Consider the following 17355-nt stretch of genomic DNA (forward strand, 5'->3'; position numbering starts at 1 on the left):
ATAGAGTGCTTATCCAAGGTTTCAAGGGCACTACATCAGATGTTCGGTCTTGCCGACCACGTAACGCCAATCGGCGCCGCCCAGATCGACGTCTTCCCACCGCATCTGCACTAATTCGCCAGGGCGGACCGGCAACATGACCAGCAGGCGCAACGCTGCCGTCGTTGCAGTCATCCAGACGCAGCGGAAACCTGCCCAGGTCGACTGGCCTTTCGATTGCCGGATTGCTGGTGACGATATGGCGGATCTTCAGCTCCTCGATGTTGCTGAGCGCCACGTTGCGCTCCACCCAGCCGCGGCCCTCGGCAACCCCAGGATGGCGCGGATGATGGTGCGCACGCGCCGGGCCATGGCCAGGGTGCGTTGACGACGCAACTCGGTGATGATCGTAGTGATGTGCTCCAGCTTGATCTCGCTGACCGGTTTTTTGCCAATGGCAGGCAAGATGTGGTTGTTCAGCGCTCCGGTCGACCCGAGATGGATTTGGTCACCAGTTCGGCAGGCTTGAATGCCAACCCTTGCTTGGCCACGTACGCGAAGGTGCGCTCTTCATTGAGCAACTTCGCCTCGATCTTGGCGGTCTTGGCCTTGAGCGGGACGATGTGATTAGCCACATCGCGGCGTGCGCCGCGGGCAATGTCGCGCGCCTCCTTGAGACCAATGTCGGGGTAAGCGCCGATGGAGAAGCGGTTTTCCTTGCCATGCAGGCGATACTTCAATCGCCCAACCTTGGAAGGAGATTTGTCGACCTTGCTCGACGCCCTTACCTCCAAGTAGAGCCCAGGGACTTCGCCATCGGCGTGTTTACCCGGTTCGGCCAGCGAGCGGATCAAGGCATCGCTGAGTTTTCGTTTGAAAACAACCGCAATATCTGGGGGCATCGGTGGGGGCATCCTTTTTAAGGAACCGAAATTTGCCCCCCATTATGCCCCCAGTCACATGCGCTGCTCGAGCAATTGTGAATTCGCGCCCTAGCGGTGATCCACCGCAGTATTTGATCGGGCTCAGTGGTACAACCCCTTTGAAATTGGCAGGTTCGTCCACTTTGCAGATGCTTACTGACGGCCAGCCTGCTGCTATCTACTGATGCATCTCGGTCACGGACATAGTGAATACCAACTTGGATCTGCCAGCGTTGGAATAGGAATGGGGAACATCGGTTCTGGCCACTGCCGAACTCCCCGCAGGGATGACCAGCTCTGTTTCCCCTACCACGCATTTCAGCGTGCCTTTCTCCACATGAAACAGCTCAAGCGTGCCCTGAGGATGTCCCTGTGAAGCGAAAAATTCGCCTGGGTGCATTTCCCAACGCCACAGCTCGATCATATTAGGACCGGACGTTCCTGCCAGAAGCCGCGCCGTTCCTCCCAGGTCCCCGGTCCAGAGCGTGGGGATGTCTTGGCTGTCGATGATATGGGCGGATGGGGCTTCGGTCACGTTGACGATGTCTGCAACGGACAGGCCCAGCGCGGCGGCGATTTTGCAAAGGATGCCGATACTGGGGTTCGCCGTACATTTCTCTATTTCGACAACCATTCCTTTGCTCACCCCTGAGCGGCGAGAAAGCTCATCCAGCGTGATCTTCTGTGCTTTGCGCGCCTGTTTGAGCGTGCGCGCAACGGCCAGGCTGACGGCTTGAGCATCAGCGCCAGGGGTAATCGACAGGCTGGTATTCGTGGTCATTGATGAATGTCATGAAAAAAATGTAGTGGGATTCTCGGCCTTTACCAATTGCCCCGTCAATCTGCGCACGCGTTATAGTAGATGATATTGGTCATTATATTGACTTTATTGGTCGTCACTGACTAGCATGAAATGACATTTGGATTTCTGGAGGTTTTTGATGCTGTCCGTACTGCCGTTGATCGATCAAGCCGTTGCAGAATTGGCTCCGGAGTTCAGGGCCCTGAGCATTGTGGTGGACGCTGCGTCACTGACCCATCCTGAGGTTGCTCAGGCAGCCCTGGACCGTGCTTGCAAGGCTGTACAGGAAGGTGGGCCAAGCTGGGGAGAAGCTCACCTGGCCGCATGGGCGGAGACATTCCGAAAGTTCGGCGCCAAGCCGCAGCGTACGCCCTGTTCAGCTGAGGCGCTGCGTAAACGGGTTTTGCGTGACGGAAGCTTGCCTAGCCTGGATCCCATCGTCGATCTCTACAACGCAATCAGTATTGAGTACGCCATCCCTGTTGGCGGGGAAAACATTGAAGCCTATGTGGGCTCCCCTCGGCTCGTAGTCGCTGATGGCACTGAGCCTTTTGACACGATGAAAGAAGGTGCTCCTGCTTTCGAATATCCAGACCCCGGCGAGGTTGTCTGGCGCGATGACAAAGGCGTGACCTGCCGTCGCTGGAATTGGCGGCAAGGTGTCAGGACCCGTCTCGGTGCTGACGCGAAGAGCATGTGGTTCATTCTGGAGAGTCTGCCGGCGATGCCGCTTGAAGCCTTGACGGAAGCGGGGGACAAACTCATCGAAGGGTTGCAGCAAATGATGCCAGGCGTCCAGATCGAAAGCTCACTGATTGGTCCTGGGGCCAAATAGTCCATAGACCACTGCAAGGAGTGATGACGATGTTTACCGGCCTTAGTGCATTTCCTCTGACGCCTATGGATGAGCAGGGTGTGGACGAAAATGCTTTTACTCGTCTTGTGCAGCAATTGGTGGCAGCCAAAGTAGATTCCATCGGGGCTCTAGGATCCACTGGGGGCTATGCGTATCTTTCTCGAGCCGAACGTTCTCGAGTTGCTCAGTTGGCAGTGGAGGCCGCGGAGGGCGTGCCAGTGATGGTGAGCATCGGTGCGCTGCGTACACGCGACGTTTTGCTGCTGGCCGAGGATGCGCAAGCCGTGGGAGTCAAAGCCTTGCTGCTGCCACCCGTGTCGTATCAAAAACTGACTCAGGACGATGTGTTTTCGATGTACGAAATGGTCTCGGCCAACGTCTCAATCCCGCTATGTGTCTATGACAATCCTGGGACCACCCATTTCGAATTTACCGATGAATTACACGGGCGTATTGCAGAGCTACCCAATGTCAGCTCAATCAAAATCCCTGGCGTCCTCGAGGCGCCGCATCTGGCCAGGGAGCGCGTGGAGCGCCTGCGAAAATTGATTCCGAGTCACGTAACTATTGGAATAAGCGGCGATGCGTTTGCCGCTGTTGGAATGAACGCCGGCTGCGATGCCTGGTATTCGGTCATGGGCGGTTTGTTCCCCAATACGGCGCTCGCCATCACACGAGCAGCATTGTCAGGTGACGCCTTTGAGGCTACGCGCCTCTCCGAATCCTTGAAGCCGCTTTGGGCATTGTTCAGCCAATTTGGAGGTAGCTTTCGCGTGATAGCCACTGCCGCGGAGCTACGCGGCATGACTCACTCTCCGAGCCTGCCTTTGCCGCTTAGAACCATCGAAGGGGCAGGACGCAAGCAAATTGCAGCGGTGATAAACGTGCTTGAATTGAGCTGAGCACTGCGGTGAATACTCTGCCTCCTCATGGTTGAGGAGGCAGATATCCAACTGCCTACAGTTTCAAAAACGTTGTGAAATGATCTTGGTATCCCTCCAGGATTTCCCTGGGTAGGATCGTGCTAACACTTCCTCGATGCTGGAGCCCATGAGAAAGCACATGAGCAAGGATTTGCTCCTTGGTCATATTGCCCGGTTTGCCATCCTTGAAGAAAAATTCCACCGGTTCAGACAGCTCTTTTGCAGTGACTGATTTTGTGTAGTCAACAAACCATTGATTTGCCTTTGTGAATGCCTCTTCCAACTGACGAATGTCTTGCTGCTGCTCAGTGACGACGTCGTCAAACTTCTCCGGTTTTCCCTGCAGTCTGGCGATGAATAGCTGGTCCACAATATTGATGTGCCTGAGCCAATAACAGGCCTTCTCCATCTCCACAGGGAAGGACTGTGCAACGGGCGCTTTCAAGCACCTGAGTAACACATCCTCAGACCATGCCTTGTACTGATAAAGCGAGTGCAGCAGATTCTTGGCACACATAGTGTTCTCCCATTTTTCAAGCATTGTCGGCCGTGGCACATCCCATGAACTGGTGCAAAAGGGGGGCTCGTGTATCAGGAACGGAATACCGTTGGTGAGATATTATAGTCGATATATTGACTTTTTTGGTCGTTGGCTTGAAGCTGGATCAAAGGCGATTAACGCTACCGCATTGAATTCCGGCGAAGACCCAGCTTGCAGGTGGCCCGCTCGGGAATAGCTTGAGGGTGTCTTGGATCATGAAATACGTCAGCACACGGACCCCTGGTAGAACGTACGAATTCAGCGAGGTGCTGATGGGGGCGTACGCGCCTGACGGGGGCTTGTACGTGCCGCACAAGGTTCCCCGCTTCAAAAAGGAGGAGCTCTCAAAGCTCGAATGGTTGCCCTTCCATGAATTGGCTCGCTACGTAATCGAGCCCTTTCTGGGAGGTTGGATCGAGCGGGATCAGTTGTCTCGTATCCTTGAGAAGACTTTTGATTGTTTTAAAAGTAACGCAGTGACACCGCTTTACCAGACCGCGAGTAACGAGTGGATACTCGAATTGTTTCATGGGCCGTCAGGCGTCTATCAAGACGTCGGCCTTCAATTGATGGCTCGCTTTATCGATCATAATTTGCTGAGGTCTGGGAAGAAGGCGCTGGTTATAGGTTGTACCGGTGGAGATACTGGCGCTGCAGCAATAAAAGCATTTTCGGGAATGAAGGGCGTTACGCTGTTGGTATTGCATCCTTCCACGGGGTTGACGGCGGAGGACCGCCGACGCTTACTGAGTACGCACGAAGATAATGTTGTGAATGTTGAGATTGACGGAGACTATTCTGATTGTCATCGTTTGTGTGAGCAGTTCCTGAAAAAAAATAATGATGCGCAGCAGCATCTCATTTCGTTCAACTCAGTGCATTGGGTTCGCGTGCTTGCGCACCTGTCGTTCTATTTCTATTCTGCTCTTCAACTCGGTGCGCCTAAAAGAGAGATTGCTTTCAGTGTCCCGACTGGAAATTTTGGCGCCCTGTATGCTGGTTATATTGCCAAGCAAATGGGGCTGCCCATTCGACAGCTTATCGTTGCCACGAATGCTAACGCCGGACTGCATAATTTTCTCCAATCAAATTTTTACAGGCGAAATGAGATTCGTGCTACCAAAATCCCCACTATGAATGTTTCATTGGCCTCTAATTTTGAGCGCATACAGTGGAGCATCTTAAATCGATGCGGAGAAAAAGTAGCTCGTAATATGCAGCTGCTAGAAGGCGAGGGCACTATTCAGTTAGCGCAGGATGAATGGTTGGAGGCACGCAAACTGTTTGACTCATTGGCTGTGGACGATGCAGACGCATTCAGTTGTATTCATGAGGTCTTTGCAGAGAGTGGATATCTGGTCAGTCCCAATACCGCTATCGGCTTGCGCGCTGCACGTATAAGCAGACGCAGCTTGATGATCCCCATGATTTGCCTGGCAACCACACATCCGTCGAAAGTTGGCACTGCAACCCAAAAGTCAGAGATTGTTGGCCACCTAAATACAATTGGTGTTCCTGTAGTTGCTGAACAAGACTGTACTTCAATTCCCAACGACGTCAGGTCGCTGATCTCGCTGGTCAGGGCCTTATCCAAAGACACGGAGTCTCACTCGTTATAAGTCCGGAGCCAGAGATGAAACGTGTTTTAGATAAGGTTGATGAAAAGATTTTGGAGGAGCTAACTCGCAATGCACGGTTGGCCCACAACGATATTGCCCTAAAAGTCAATTTGTCCAGGAACGCAGTCAGGCTGCGAATTGAGCGATTGGAGCGCGATGGGTATGTCCGAGGCTACACAATTATTAAAGGTATGCCTTCAGCTGATGCAGGACCCATTAATGCATTAATCTTCGTTTATCGTAAGGATCGTATGCGAGATTCAGAAGTTGTTCGCTCCGTTGGTGCAATGCCTGAAGTTATTTCCTGCAATGTGATGAGTGGCGACCTCGATATTGTACTGACGGTTCAGGCGATGAATGCAGATCGTATCCACAGGGTATGGAGTGAGATCTCGACGCTGCCGGGAGTCCTGAATACCGTAACGTCTTTTGTTCTGTCGAGCACAAAATAGCAAGTTGCGCTGTTGCACGAGCATTTTGCTCGCAACAACGTTCTGTTTGCCATATTCGTAAAGTTAAGTTGGCGGCTTACTATCTCAGCACCACAACATAACAATGAGAACCCTGTCGTGACTGAATACAAAATTGCGTTGCTTGGATTTGGTGGCGTTAACCGCGCGCTGACCCAGCTTATTGCCGATAAGAATTCGCGTTGGGCCGATGAATTAGGTTTTACCTTGAAGATTGTCGGTGTCAGTGACCTTTACCTCGGTTCGATCATTAACAAAGACGGCCTGGACGCTCGTGAATTGGCAGCAGTGCCTGCTGCTAAAGGCAGTTTCAGGACCCTGGCCGGCGGGACTGCTGAGCCGGCAAACGAAACCGTTATCCGCTTCTCTGGCGCCGATATTGTCGCTGAGGCAACGTTCACCAATCCTGTGGATGGTGAACCGGCTACGACCTTCTGCCGCTGGGCTCTGGAAAAGGGCGTCAGTGTCGTGACCACCAACAAAGGGCCCGTGGCGCTGCATGCACAAAGCTTGAAGACGCTGGCCGATAGCACCGGCGCCCGCTTTGAATTTGAAGGTTCTGTCATGAGCGGGACCCCGGTTATCCGTTTGGCCAAGGAGTCACTGGCAGGCTCGGAAATCACCGGCTTCAAGGGGATCCTCAACGGCACGTCAAACTTTGTCCTCTCCAGCATGGAGACGGGGTTGGACTTCTCGAGTGCTGTCGCAAAAGCCCAGGAGTTGGGTTACGCCGAAGCCGATCCAACAGCGGATGTAGAAGGGCACGATGTGCGCTTGAAGGTTGTCATCCTCGCCAATGAACTACTGGGCGCAAAACTCAAACCAAGCAATGTCTTGTGCAAAGGGATCTCTGAAATCACGGCCAAGGATATTGCCGAGGCGACGAAAGCAAATGCCCGCTGGAAGCTGATTGGCAGCGCAGAGAAACGGAGCGATGGTTCGATTTCGGCATCGGTGAGTCCCCAGCTCTTACCGGCGAACGACGCGCTCTCAGCCGTGAGCGGAGCCACCAACGCAATTACCTTCAACACGGCCATTCTCGGTCCCGTCACTGTAGTGGGGGCGGGGGCAGGTCGTTTTGAAACCGCCTTCGCATTGCTCGCCGACATCGTAAGCATCCACAACCACAAAACTACGTCAGGTAAGTAATCATGAATAGCTTGAGTCTCTCGCTCGCTGCTGATTATAAGGCCATTACGGTGCTCAGCCCGTTTGACGGCAGCAAAGTGGGTGAAGTGGCAGACATACCCGCATCCTCCGCTACCACGATAGTTGACACCGCCATTTTAGGCGCCTTGATTGCCAAGGATCTGCCACGCCATGAGCGTGCGCGTATCTTGGAAAAGGCTGCAAGCTCAGTCGAGCGTGACAAAGACGCCTTTGCCAAACTGATCGTCGCGGAGTCGGGAAAAACGCTGAAGCAGGCGCGAAAGGAGGTGTTGCGCTGCGTCAACACCTTGAAGTTGTCTGCCGAAGAAGCCAAGCGCAACGCCGGTGAAGTCATTCCTTTTGACGCCTATGTCGGGTCTGAATCCCGTCAGGGCTGGTTCACCCGTGAACCGTTGGGCGTCATCGTCGCCATCACCCCTTACAACGACCCGCTTAATCTGGTCGCGCATAAATTAGGGCCTGCCATTGCAGGAGGAAATGCAGTTGTTCTCAAGCCGTCTGAGCTCACACCGCTATCAGCGATCAAGCTGGTGGAGTGCTTGATCGACGCGGGTCTGCCTCCGGTTGTTGTCACCGTCGCGACAGGCGGCGCCGCCCTGGGCAAGGCTCTTGTGGCCCACCGTGCAGTGCGCATGGTGTCTTTCACCGGCGGCTTTGTCACTGGTGAGCAGATCGCTCGTACAGCTGGCCTCAAGAAGCTGGCGATGGACCTTGGCGGTAATGCGCCGGTCATCGTGATGGCTGATTGTGATTTGGATGAAACCGTTGATTCATGCGTGTCGGGGGCTTTCTGGGCGGCCGGACAAAACTGCATCGGTACCCAACGGATCCTCATCGAAGCTTCACTCTATGAAGCCTTCAAAACGCGCTTTGTTGAACAGACCTCTAAGTTGATCGTCGGCAACCCTGCAGATGAGCAGACGGACGTAGGGCCGATGATTACCGAGGCGTCAGCCAAGCGTACCGAGGAAGTGGTCAATGACGCCATTGCCAAAGGCGCCACGTTGTTGGTTGGCAACACACGTAACGGCTCGCTCTATTCACCTACCGTGCTGGAAGGCGTCGACCGCCATTGCAAGTTGTGGTGCGAAGAAGTGTTCAGCCCGGTAGTCATCCTCCAGCGCGTCGGCTCCCTGGATGAAGCATTGGCGCTGGCTAACGAACCTGAATACAGCCTGCATGCCGGGATCTTCACCAGCAATCTGAAGGTTGCATTGACCGCCGCTAAACGACTGGAGGCGGGCGGGGTGATGATCAACGACTCTTCCGACTACCGCTTTGATGCAATGCCTTTCGGCGGTTTCAAGTACGGGAGCATGGGCCGTGAGGGCGTACGTTTCGCTTACGAAGACATGACCCAACCCAAGGTCGTTTGCATTAACGGTGTGAGTGGAAGCTAAGCAACTCACTCAACTCAAGAATGAAACACACAACAAGAGGAAACGACATGCGCCCCGACAAGCACAATCTTTCGACATTATCTGCAGCGACGCTGGCTGTTCATGGCGGCAATGTCGCGGATGTCACCAGTGGCGCCGTCCGTACACCATTGGTCATGGCAAACTCCTATCTCTTGCCGGAAGATCCGGCGACCATGGACTGGTCGAGCCCGGACGGGCTCGTGTACACACGCAATCAAGGCCACAACCAGGTTTGCCTTGAGAAGAAACTCGCAGCCCTTGAAGGGTGTGAAGACGCGGTGGTATTCGCGACCGGTGTTGCTGCCTTGCACTCGGTATTTTTTTCATTCTTGAAAAGTGGTGATCACGTCATCGTCAGTGACATCACCTACCAGGCAGTCTGGCGGCTTTTCGCCGAACTACTGCCTGAACGTTACGGCATTGAGGCAACCTTCGTAGACGTCGGTGACCTGGAATCGGTACGTAACGCCATTCGCCCCAATACCAAGCTGATCCACACTGAAACGATTGCCAACCCCACCACGAAAGTTGCGGACATTGCCGCATTGGCTGAGATTGCACACGCCCATGGCGCGCTGATCTCTGTGGATGCCACATTCACGCCGCCTCCATTTTTTCGTGCAAGTCAACATGGTGTCGACTTCGTCATCCACTCATTGACCAAGTACATCAATGGCCATGGTGATGCCATGGGCGGGGTGGTGATCGGCTCCAATCCGTTGATCAACAAGATCAAGAATGATGCATTGGTTGACCTCGGCGCGACCATTTCGCCGTTCAACGCGTGGATGATCATGCGCGGTTCGGTCACGTTGCCACTGCGCTTGAAGCAATTGCTGAACACGGCCGAAAAGTTGGCCCAGTTTCTGGATGGCGACGATCGGATTGCCTATGTCTACTACCCCGGTTTGCCTTCCCACCCGCAGCATGAGTTGGCGCGCCGGCAATTTGCGGGCAAAGGCTATGGTGCTGTGATGGCGTTTGCCGTAGAGGGCGATCCTGACACCCAGAATCGCTTTGTCTCGAACCTGCGCATCATCACGTCGGCCGTTTCATTAGGGCATGACGAATCACTGATCGTGCACGTAGGGGCAGAGGGTCGAGGTGGCTTTGACAAGTACCCTGAAGAGTTCCGCGAGTATGGTCATTTGCGCTTTTCTGTCGGATTGGAAGATCCAGATGACTTGATCAAGGATATTGCGTTCGCGCTGGACGCAACATTCAAGTGATTTAGTTGATAGCGTCACGGAACTAGGGTTTGGTCAACCCGTCTTTACCCCCGTCGTCGCGGGGGTCTTTTTAATAACGTTGACGTTTTAATTGCGCCTGGCGCAGACAGTCTTTGCGTTTTTTATTGTTTGGGAGTTGCTCATGGCTTGGGTGAGTTTGATCATTGCAGGACTATTTGAAGTTGTGTGGGCTTTTTCGATGAAACAATCTGAAGGATTTACGCGGTTAGTGCCCACAGTCATTACATTTGTCACTGTGATTGCCAGTTTCGCGCTTTTATCCTTCTCGATGAAGAGCTTGCCGCTGGGTACGGCGTACACCATCTGGACGGGGATCGGCGCTGTGGGCGCTTTTGCGGCGGGTATTTTCTTCATGGGTGAACCCGCCACGCTGTTGCGTATCGTGGCGGCCGTATTGATTGTCAGTGGGTTGTTAATGATGAAGTTGGTGTCTGCTTGAAAGGCGAGCATTTTGCTCGTGATAACGTTCAATTTGCCATATTCGTAAAGTCGTCGTACTCAGGTAACGTTCAAGTCGAGACGCAGGTCTCGCTAAATAATAATGAGTGTCACGGTTAATGCTGACAGATGTTTACTGCCCTTAATCCAACTACAATATCTAGGGATGTAATTATGATTTCGCTAAAGAAACTGTATTTAGTAATGGGCTTGGCGTTGTGCACAAGTGCAGTGTCTGCCAAGGAATACTCCACCTTGCGTTTCGGCGTAGATGCCAACTACGCACCGTTTGAGTCCAAGGCCGCCGATGGCAGCCTCAAGGGATTTGATATTGACTTGGGCAACGCGATTTGCGCCAGGCTTTCAGTCAAATGCATCTGGGTGGAAAGCGATTTTGATGGCCTGATTCCGGGCCTCAGGGCCGGCAAGTTCGACGGCATCCTGTCATCCATGACCGTGACGGCCACTCGTGAAAAAGCCATTGATTTTTCAAACGAGCTTTTTTCCGGGTTCACGTCCTATGTGTTCAAGAAAGGTTCGGGCCTGAGCACAGATGTGGTGTCACTCAAAGGCAAAACGGTTGGCTATTTTCAAGGCAGTATCCAGGAAGCTTACGCCAAGGCCGTGCTGGACAAAGCCGGGGTAAAAATCCAGTCCTATCAGAACCAGGACCAGGTGTATTACGACCTGGTAGCGGGGCGGCTGGATGCATCCCTGCAGGATGCGCTTCAAGCTCAACTGGGTTTTATCAACTCACCCCAGGGCACTGATTACGAAATGAGCCCATCGGTAGAGAGCCCTTATCTTCCCTCCAAGACAGCCATCGGCATCGCCAAGGGCAATGCAGAGCTCAAGGCCCTGCTGGATAAAGCGATCCAGGCCCTTCACGACGATGGCACCTATGATTCGATCCAGAAGCAGCACTTTGGCGATCTGAATCTTTACAGCGGTAAATAACCACCCGGCGCTCGTCCGCTGGATGGGCGTTTTTCGCTATAGGTTGTTGATCATGTTCGAAACACTATTAGGCGCATTGGGGCTGTCTGCATTCAGCTTGCAAGGCTTCGGCCCACTGCTGCTCGAAGGCGCCTGGATGACCGTCAAGCTGTCCCTATCCGCCCTGGCGCTCAGCGTATTGCTCGGGCTGATTGGGGCCAGCGCCAAACTGTCCAGTCTTAGGCTGCTGCGCCTGCCAGCGCAGCTCTACACCACGCTGATTCGTGGGGTGCCCGATCTGGTACTGATGCTGTTGATTTTCTATAGCCTGCAAACCTGGCTGACGGTCATCACGGTGGCGTTGGGCTGGGAGTACATCGAAATCAATCCCTTCGTCGCAGGAATCATCACCCTTGGGTTTATCTACGGCGCCTATTTCACCGAAACTTTCCGCGGCGCCATGCTGGCGGTACCCCGTGGCCAGGTTGAAGCTGCTACCGCCTACGGGTTAAGTCGCACACAGCGTTTTCGCTTCGTGGTGTTCCCGCAAATGATGCGGTTTGCCTTACCGGGTCTTGGCAACAACTGGATGGTGATTCTCAAAGCCACCGCGTTGGTGTCGATCATTGGCCTCGCTGATTTGGTAAAGGCTGCCCAGGACGCAGGAAAAAGCACCTACCAATTGTTCTTTTTCCTGGTACTGGCTGCACTGACCTACCTGATCATCACCAGCGCCTCCAATTTCATCCTGCGCTGTCTGGAAAAATACTACGCCGCCGGTTCACGGGAGGCGGTGCGATGATCGAACTACTGCAGGAGTACTGGAGGTCATTCGTCTACAGCGATGGCCAGCAAATCACTGGTCTGGCCATGACATTGTGGTTGCTCAGTGCATCGCTTTTCATCGGATTTATCGTGTCTATCCCACTGTCCATCGCACGCGTGTCGTCCAGGTTTTATGTGCGCTGGCCGGTGCAGTTTTATACCTACCTGTTCAGGGGTACACCGCTCTATATCCAGCTGCTGATCTGCTACACCGGGATCTATAGCCTGGCCGCAATACGTGCTCAGCCTGTGTTGGATGCATTCTTTCGCGATGCGATGAACTGCACCATTCTTGCCTTCGCGCTGAACACCTGCGCCTACACCACGGAGATATTTGCCGGGGCTATTCGCAACATCGCCCATGGGGAGGTCGAGGCTGCAAAAGCGTATGGCCTCTCTGGATGGAAGCTCTACGCGTTTGTGATTATGCCGTCAGCCTTGCGTCGGTCGCTGCCGTATTACAGCAACGAGGTGATCCTGATGCTGCACTCGACCACTGTGGCATTCACCGCCACGGTTCCGGACATTCTCAAAGTCGCCCGTGACGCTAACTCTGCGACCTTCTTGACCTTTCAATCGTTTGGGATTGCGGCGCTGATTTACCTGGCGGTGACCTTTGCGCTGGTCGGTTTGTTCCGAATTGCCGAACGTCATTGGTTGGCTTTCTTAGGGCCGACTCACTGAGTCCTGTGTCTGACAGGGCCGCTCCCGAACTGCTTAGAGGAAGATTGCGAACATGTACAAATTGACGGTTGACGGGCTACACAAAAGTTACGGTACCCATGAAGTACTCAAGGGTGTTTCCCTGCAAGCCAAAACGGGCGATGTCATCAGCCTGATCGGCGCCAGTGGCTCGGGGAAGAGCACGTTCCTGCGCTGTATCAATTTCCTCGAAACACCCAACGACGGCGCCATGAGTTTGGATGGCAAGCAGATCTGCATGGTTAAAAATCATGCAGGATTACGTGTGGCGGATGACCGCGAGCTGCAACGGCTGCGTACCCGCTTGGCCATGGTCTTCCAGCATTTCAACCTGTGGGGACACATGACCGTGTTGGAAAACATCACCATTGCCCCGCGGCGGGTGCTAGGCGTCAGCAAAAAAGACGCAGAAGATCGTGCCCGGCGGTACTTGGATAAAGTCGGCTTGCCTGCCCGTGTTGCCGATCAGTTCCCTGCGTTTCTTTCCGGAGGTCAACAGCAGCGGGTAGCGATCGCCCGCGCCCTCGCCATGGAGCCCGAAGTCATGCTGTTCGACGAACCCACCTCGGCGCTCGACCCTGAGGTGGTGGGCGAGGTGCTCAAAGTCATCCAGGGCCTTGCTGAAGAGGGGCGCACCATGATCATGGTGACCCATGAAATGGGGTTCGCACGCAAAGTGTCAAACCAGCTGCTGTTTCTTCACCAGGGACTGGTTGAAGAGCAGGGCGGACCTGAGATTCTGGATAATCCCAGAAGCGAGCGCCTGCAGCAGTTTCTTTCCAACGGGCTGAAGTGAAATGCCTTGGCTATGACCTGCGAAAGAAAGAACCACGGGGCCTCTGAGTGTTTGGGACGCATCGACGAGGCCATCGTCGATGTGCTGCGCTGCAACGGGCGCATCACCTATAAAAAACTCGCCTCATTGGTGCACTTGAGCGAGAGCCCTTGTCAGCAACGCGTTCGTAAGCTGGAAAGGCTGGGCGTCATCCGCGGCTACGGGGCATTCATTGACGAGCATAAGCTATCGCCCGGTTTGTCACTGGTGGTTCTAGTGACACTGGCAGACGACAGAGGATGCCGCACGCAAAAGATGTTTGAGGCGCTTGTCAGTGCTTGCCCGCAAGTCATTGAGTGTCACCTGGTGAGTGGTGCGCTTGATTACTGCCTGCGGATACGCTGCCGGGATATGGAGCATTTCCGATCAGTCACTGAGTCCTGGCTGGAGAGCACTGAACTGCACATCGAGAAACTGGTGGCCTATCCACAGTTGGCCGTCATCAAGCCGTCATCAACGCACCTCGGTATCGAATAACAATTACAACACCCCAAGCCTATGGATAAACCATGATGATTGCGAACCTGAAGTTCAGTCATAAGGTATTGCTTGCGGCATCATTCGTTGTTGTCGCAGCGTTTTCGCTTTTTACGCTTTACAACGACTCGATTCAACGCAAAACCATCCGAACGAACCTTGAAAACCACCTCGAGGAAATGAGCAAGATCACTGCTGCAAGTGTTCAGTCCTGGCTCTCCGGGCGAATACTTCTGGTTGATCATGTCGCCCAGACGGTTGCCAATGATCCCGCGTCGCAACACATCACGCGGCTGCTGGAGCAGAAGTCGTTGCTCTCGACGTTCACCTTCACTTATCTAGGCAGTCGTGACGGCAGTTTCGTCATCAGGCCAGAGGACGATCTACCTGCTGATTACGATCCTCGCACCCGGCCTTGGTATACCGACGCAATGGCTGCCGGAGGGACAACGCTGACCGAACCTTACCTGGATGTGACGACAGGGCAACTGATGATGACCATTGCAACGCCGGTCAGTCACGATGGCCAGGCGCTTGGGGTGGTAGGCGGGGACCTGACACTTGAGACGCTGTCGACCATAGTCCGCTCGCTCGACCTGGGTGGAATGGGCTATGCCTTTCTGGTCAACGCAGATGGCAGGGTGCTGGTTCATCCCGAAAAAGAACGGGTGATGAAGCAATTGAACGATATTTACCCGCTGAACACGCCATCCCTTAGCTCTCATATCAGCGAGACGGAGCAGGACGGAAAACCTCAAGTTCTGATGTTCTCGCCGATCAAGGGACTGCCTTCGGTGAACTGGTATATCGGTTTGTGCATCGACAAAAGCAAAGCTTATGCGGCACTTGATGATTTTCGCACTTCCGCCATTTTATCGATGATTGTTGCCGTGGCGACCACGCTGCTTCTGCTGGGGCTGCTTATTCGCGTACTGATGCGGCCCCTGAGATTGATGGGTACAACCATGCGGGATATCGCCCAGGGAGAGGGCGACCTTACCCGCCGCTTGGGTGCACACTCGAAAGATGAGTTCGGAGAGTTGGCCGCAGACTTCAACCTTTTTGTGGAGCGAATCCAGCGCTCAATACGTGAGGTGTCTTCTGCCACCGAGCACGTCAATGAAGTGGTCAGGCACGTAACGCAGACCTCCAGTGCCTCCATGGCAAACTCGGACGACCAGGCCAATCGCACCAACAGTATTGCGGCCGCGATTAACCAACTCGGCGCGGCGGCCCAGGAAATCGCGCGTAACGCGGGTGATGCTTCCCTCCAGGCGTCGGATGCCCGGTGCCAGGCTGAAGATGGCCGCGAGGTAGTGACCCAAACGATAAATGCCATGGGTGCGCTCTCGGGGAAAATCCGCACGTCATGCAGCAACATAGAAGCGCTGAATGGTAAGACGGAAAATATCGGGCGGATTCTTGAAGTCATCAAAGGCATTTCCGAACAGACCAACCTGCTGGCACTTAATGCCGCGATCGAGGCCGCGCGGGCGGGTGAAGCCGGGCGTGGGTTTGCTGTTGTAGCGGACGAGGTCCGCAGCCTGGCTTACCGCACTCAGACCTCAGCCCAGGAGATCCATTCAATGATTGCAGAGCTTCAGATGGGCGCACGTGAGGCGGTACTCACCATGAACGAAAGCGAACGCTACAGTAAGGACGGTGTGATTATCGCCAACCAGGCCGGTGAGCGGCTGGGCAGTGTCAGTCAGCGCATCGGCGAGATTGACGGAATCAACCAGTCGGTAGCGACAGCAACGGAAGAGCAAACTTCAGTTATCGACTCACTGAACATGGACATCACCGAGATCAAAACCCTCAACCAGGAAGGGGTGGCAAACCTGCACGCCACACTGCTTGCCTGTGATGATCTTGAACGACAAGCCACACGACTCCAGCAGTTGGTGGATGGCTTTCGAACATAGGCCATCCCCCACAGAGGGAAGCGTTAAATCAGGTGCGGGAGAGTAGAAGCTTAAAACCTGCGGCGCCAAAGACCAACGCAAGGGTGCCTTCAATCCATCGACGCGCCCTGCGATAACCCCGAATCATCGGCGCCGTAGAGAAAACGATCGCATAACCGCAGAAAATAGAAATGCTCAACACGGCACAGCCAGCCAGGATGATCATAACTGTTTCAGGTGTCGCTTGTGGTCCCAGACCGAGCGTCATCGTGGCGATCCAACCCAGTAAAGCCTTTGGGTTGGTCAGGTGCATAAGCAAGCCCCGCCGATAGAGGCCAAAACCCGAGATAGGCGGTGCTGCGGCCAGCGCTTTCTCAATTTTCTCGTCAGGTGTCAGGGCAGAACGTCCCGCTTTCAGGGCTAGGAACAACAAGTATGCTCCGCCGACGATCTTGAGTACGAAGAGTGCCTCTGCGAATTGAAGCAGAATGGCCGAGACGCCTGTGGCGGCCATTGATCCCCAAAAAAAAGAACCACTGATGACTCCGGCTGCAAGCATCAGCGCAGGTTTTCTGCCTTGGTGCATGGCAACGCCCATGATTCGCATGTTGCTGGGGCCAGGGCTGGCAGCTCCCACAATGTAGGCTGTGAATACCAGCAGTAAGTGGTGCAGATCAAATGACATTGTTAGCCTCTGGAAGAATGCATGGCAGCCAGCAGCTTAAGTGGTTCCAACGTGCACGTCATTCCATCAGTTGCCCAAATCTGACCCGTTCTCCTCTAGTTCTTCTCGGAAATTTTTTGTTCGGTACAGCCTTTTCAGGCATAACGCTTACCCCAAAACAGACTGTCGGTGTTCAAGGGGGATGATTCAGCCCCTGCAGTTTTAAATCCTATAATCAACCCTTGATCTGCACGCGCACAGCATGGGTAGAAATACCGTAGCGATCGTGTAACGTCGGAAGCGCACCAACAACGAGAAACGTGTCCTGCAACACTATTTGTCTGAACGTCGGCGTAACCTGGCGTTAAAGGCTCTCAGGGTCGCCGAAGAACATTTTGACAGGGCTCTAGGACAATATTTTCAGCTCAAAAAATCTAAAATATGCCCCCAGATCCGCCCCCACTCGCATCGGGTGTGCGAGCGATCGCGAATGGTGACTTCTGACACGGACCTCGGTGGCCGTGGCGGGTATTCAGTGCGCCTCCGTATACTGGATGAGTAACCCGTATCTGGCAAACCCTTGCTCGTTCGGAAGAGGACATGGGTAATGAGTCGATACC

The 17355-nt window shown here is 54.1% G+C and carries 20 protein-coding genes and 2 pseudogenes; 15 read left to right on the forward strand and 7 right to left on the reverse strand.

Annotation, left to right across the window (positions count from 1 at the left end):
* Nucleotides 1–30: 30 nt before the first annotated feature.
* The 4 genes from J1N02_RS29250 to J1N02_RS29265 form a co-directional block, all read right to left on the reverse strand.
* Nucleotides 31–174 carry a hypothetical protein gene (locus tag J1N02_RS29250; protein WP_155954380.1) on the reverse strand — a complete coding sequence of 48 codons (144 nt, stop codon included), beginning with the start codon at nucleotides 172–174 and terminating at the stop codon, nucleotides 31–33.
* Nucleotides 175–249: 75 nt separating this feature from the next.
* Nucleotides 250–444 carry a phage integrase central domain-containing protein gene (locus J1N02_RS29255; RefSeq protein ID WP_158277068.1) on the reverse strand — a complete coding sequence of 65 codons (195 nt, stop codon included), beginning with the start codon at nucleotides 442–444 and terminating at the stop codon, nucleotides 250–252.
* 11 nt (nucleotides 445–455) lie between these two features.
* Nucleotides 456–881: an Arm DNA-binding domain-containing protein gene (locus tag J1N02_RS29260; protein ID WP_092357196.1), complete on the reverse strand. Its 426-nt coding sequence runs from the start codon at nucleotides 879–881 to the stop codon at nucleotides 456–458.
* A 199-nt stretch (nucleotides 882–1080) separates the two neighbouring features.
* Complete coding sequence (locus J1N02_RS29265; protein ID WP_027606634.1) at nucleotides 1081–1683, reverse strand: helix-turn-helix domain-containing protein; 603 nt, start codon at nucleotides 1681–1683, stop codon at nucleotides 1081–1083.
* A gap of 160 nt (nucleotides 1684–1843) precedes the next feature.
* Here J1N02_RS29265 and J1N02_RS29270 point away from each other — a divergent pair, with 160 nt between their 5' ends.
* Both J1N02_RS29270 and J1N02_RS29275 read left to right on the forward strand, forming a co-directional pair.
* The gene (locus J1N02_RS29270) at nucleotides 1844–2539 is read left to right on the forward strand and encodes a B3/4 domain-containing protein (RefSeq protein WP_092357200.1); all 696 of its coding nucleotides are present in this window, start codon (nucleotides 1844–1846) and stop codon (nucleotides 2537–2539) included.
* A gap of 29 nt (nucleotides 2540–2568) precedes the next feature.
* Nucleotides 2569–3462 (forward strand): dihydrodipicolinate synthase family protein, encoded by an 894-nt coding sequence (locus tag J1N02_RS29275; RefSeq protein ID WP_421148152.1) that lies wholly within the window; start codon nucleotides 2569–2571, stop codon nucleotides 3460–3462.
* 55 nt (nucleotides 3463–3517) lie between these two features.
* Here the strand turns inward: J1N02_RS29275 and J1N02_RS29280 are convergent, their stop codons facing one another.
* Nucleotides 3518–4000: a DinB family protein gene (locus J1N02_RS29280; RefSeq protein WP_092357204.1), complete on the reverse strand. Its 483-nt coding sequence runs from the start codon at nucleotides 3998–4000 to the stop codon at nucleotides 3518–3520.
* Nucleotides 4001–4239: 239 nt separating this feature from the next.
* Here J1N02_RS29280 and thrC point away from each other — a divergent pair, with 239 nt between their 5' ends.
* From thrC to J1N02_RS29345, 13 genes and pseudogenes are all read left to right on the forward strand, one after another.
* On the forward strand, nucleotides 4240–5643 hold the full coding sequence (thrC, locus tag J1N02_RS29285; RefSeq protein ID WP_421148153.1) for a threonine synthase: 1404 nt from the start codon (nucleotides 4240–4242) through the stop codon (nucleotides 5641–5643).
* A gap of 14 nt (nucleotides 5644–5657) precedes the next feature.
* Nucleotides 5658–6095 carry an Lrp/AsnC family transcriptional regulator gene (locus tag J1N02_RS29290; protein ID WP_027606629.1) on the forward strand — a complete coding sequence of 146 codons (438 nt, stop codon included), beginning with the start codon at nucleotides 5658–5660 and terminating at the stop codon, nucleotides 6093–6095.
* A 117-nt stretch (nucleotides 6096–6212) separates the two neighbouring features.
* The gene (locus tag J1N02_RS29295) at nucleotides 6213–7262 is read left to right on the forward strand and encodes a homoserine dehydrogenase (RefSeq protein ID WP_421148154.1); all 1050 of its coding nucleotides are present in this window, start codon (nucleotides 6213–6215) and stop codon (nucleotides 7260–7262) included.
* Between the two features lie 2 nt (nucleotides 7263–7264).
* Nucleotides 7265–8683 (forward strand): aldehyde dehydrogenase family protein, encoded by a 1419-nt coding sequence (locus J1N02_RS29300; RefSeq protein ID WP_421148155.1) that lies wholly within the window; start codon nucleotides 7265–7267, stop codon nucleotides 8681–8683.
* A 47-nt stretch (nucleotides 8684–8730) separates the two neighbouring features.
* Entirely contained in the window at nucleotides 8731–9933 is a 1203-nt protein-coding gene (locus J1N02_RS29305; protein WP_027606626.1) for a trans-sulfuration enzyme family protein, read from the forward strand.
* A 142-nt stretch (nucleotides 9934–10075) separates the two neighbouring features.
* Nucleotides 10076–10393 (forward strand): DMT family transporter, encoded by a 318-nt coding sequence (locus J1N02_RS29310; RefSeq protein ID WP_027606625.1) that lies wholly within the window; start codon nucleotides 10076–10078, stop codon nucleotides 10391–10393.
* A gap of 173 nt (nucleotides 10394–10566) precedes the next feature.
* Complete coding sequence (locus tag J1N02_RS29315) at nucleotides 10567–11349, forward strand: transporter substrate-binding domain-containing protein (protein ID WP_027606624.1); 783 nt, start codon at nucleotides 10567–10569, stop codon at nucleotides 11347–11349.
* A gap of 52 nt (nucleotides 11350–11401) precedes the next feature.
* Complete coding sequence (locus tag J1N02_RS29320) at nucleotides 11402–12130, forward strand: ABC transporter permease (protein WP_027606623.1); 729 nt, start codon at nucleotides 11402–11404, stop codon at nucleotides 12128–12130.
* A complete protein-coding gene (locus J1N02_RS29325) occupies nucleotides 12127–12837 on the forward strand; it encodes an ABC transporter permease (RefSeq protein WP_027606622.1) in 711 nt (236 codons plus the stop codon). The genes J1N02_RS29320 and J1N02_RS29325 overlap by 4 nt, the downstream gene beginning before the upstream one ends.
* 52 nt (nucleotides 12838–12889) lie before the next feature.
* Nucleotides 12890–13651, forward strand: coding sequence for an ABC transporter ATP-binding protein (locus J1N02_RS29330; RefSeq protein WP_027606621.1), 762 nt, complete (start codon nucleotides 12890–12892; stop codon nucleotides 13649–13651).
* Nucleotides 13652–13663: 12 nt separating this feature from the next.
* Entirely contained in the window at nucleotides 13664–14167 is a 504-nt protein-coding gene (locus tag J1N02_RS29335) for an Lrp/AsnC family transcriptional regulator (protein WP_405126496.1), read from the forward strand.
* 35 nt (nucleotides 14168–14202) lie between these two features.
* Nucleotides 14203–15234: pseudogene (locus tag J1N02_RS29340) on the forward strand (cache domain-containing protein); the annotation flags it as partial.
* Between the two features lie 93 nt (nucleotides 15235–15327).
* Entirely contained in the window at nucleotides 15328–16092 is a 765-nt protein-coding gene (locus J1N02_RS29345) for a methyl-accepting chemotaxis protein (protein ID WP_371263382.1), read from the forward strand.
* A 28-nt stretch (nucleotides 16093–16120) separates the two neighbouring features.
* Here J1N02_RS29345 and J1N02_RS29350 read toward each other — a convergent pair whose 3' ends face one another.
* Complete coding sequence (locus J1N02_RS29350; protein ID WP_027606619.1) at nucleotides 16121–16756, reverse strand: LysE family translocator; 636 nt, start codon at nucleotides 16754–16756, stop codon at nucleotides 16121–16123.
* A gap of 214 nt (nucleotides 16757–16970) precedes the next feature.
* Nucleotides 16971–17093 (reverse strand): annotated as a pseudogene (locus J1N02_RS29355) (transketolase family protein); the annotation flags it as partial.
* Nucleotides 17094–17355: the final 262 nt, after the last annotated feature.

The organism is Pseudomonas sp. NFX5, from assembly GCF_049132125.1.
Lineage (GTDB): Bacteria > Pseudomonadota > Gammaproteobacteria > Pseudomonadales > Pseudomonadaceae > Aquipseudomonas > Aquipseudomonas marginalis.

Excerpts from the sequence above, each read along its gene's own strand:
- J1N02_RS29250 (WP_155954380.1), bottom strand. The coding sequence starts at position 174 with ATGACTGCAACGACGGCAGCGTTGCGCCTGCTGGTCATGTTGCCGGTC.
- J1N02_RS29260 (WP_092357196.1), bottom strand. The coding sequence starts at position 881 with ATGCCCCCAGATATTGCGGTTGTTTTCAAACGAAAACTCAGCGATGCC.
- J1N02_RS29265 (WP_027606634.1), bottom strand. The coding sequence starts at position 1,683 with ATGACCACGAATACCAGCCTGTCGATTACCCCTGGCGCTGATGCTCAA.
- J1N02_RS29270 (WP_092357200.1), top strand. The coding sequence starts at position 1,844 with ATGCTGTCCGTACTGCCGTTGATCGATCAAGCCGTTGCAGAATTGGCT.
- J1N02_RS29275 (WP_421148152.1), top strand. The coding sequence starts at position 2,569 with ATGTTTACCGGCCTTAGTGCATTTCCTCTGACGCCTATGGATGAGCAG.
- J1N02_RS29280 (WP_092357204.1), bottom strand. The coding sequence starts at position 4,000 with ATGTGTGCCAAGAATCTGCTGCACTCGCTTTATCAGTACAAGGCATGG.
- thrC (WP_421148153.1), top strand. The coding sequence starts at position 4,240 with ATGAAATACGTCAGCACACGGACCCCTGGTAGAACGTACGAATTCAGC.
- J1N02_RS29290 (WP_027606629.1), top strand. The coding sequence starts at position 5,658 with ATGAAACGTGTTTTAGATAAGGTTGATGAAAAGATTTTGGAGGAGCTA.
- J1N02_RS29300 (WP_421148155.1), top strand. The coding sequence starts at position 7,265 with ATGAATAGCTTGAGTCTCTCGCTCGCTGCTGATTATAAGGCCATTACG.
- J1N02_RS29305 (WP_027606626.1), top strand. The coding sequence starts at position 8,731 with ATGCGCCCCGACAAGCACAATCTTTCGACATTATCTGCAGCGACGCTG.
- J1N02_RS29310 (WP_027606625.1), top strand. The coding sequence starts at position 10,076 with ATGGCTTGGGTGAGTTTGATCATTGCAGGACTATTTGAAGTTGTGTGG.
- J1N02_RS29315 (WP_027606624.1), top strand. The coding sequence starts at position 10,567 with ATGATTTCGCTAAAGAAACTGTATTTAGTAATGGGCTTGGCGTTGTGC.
- J1N02_RS29320 (WP_027606623.1), top strand. The coding sequence starts at position 11,402 with ATGTTCGAAACACTATTAGGCGCATTGGGGCTGTCTGCATTCAGCTTG.
- J1N02_RS29325 (WP_027606622.1), top strand. The coding sequence starts at position 12,127 with ATGATCGAACTACTGCAGGAGTACTGGAGGTCATTCGTCTACAGCGAT.
- J1N02_RS29330 (WP_027606621.1), top strand. The coding sequence starts at position 12,890 with ATGTACAAATTGACGGTTGACGGGCTACACAAAAGTTACGGTACCCAT.
- J1N02_RS29335 (WP_405126496.1), top strand. The coding sequence starts at position 13,664 with ATGACCTGCGAAAGAAAGAACCACGGGGCCTCTGAGTGTTTGGGACGC.
- J1N02_RS29345 (WP_371263382.1), top strand. The coding sequence starts at position 15,328 with ATGGCAAACTCGGACGACCAGGCCAATCGCACCAACAGTATTGCGGCC.
- J1N02_RS29350 (WP_027606619.1), bottom strand. The coding sequence starts at position 16,756 with ATGTCATTTGATCTGCACCACTTACTGCTGGTATTCACAGCCTACATT.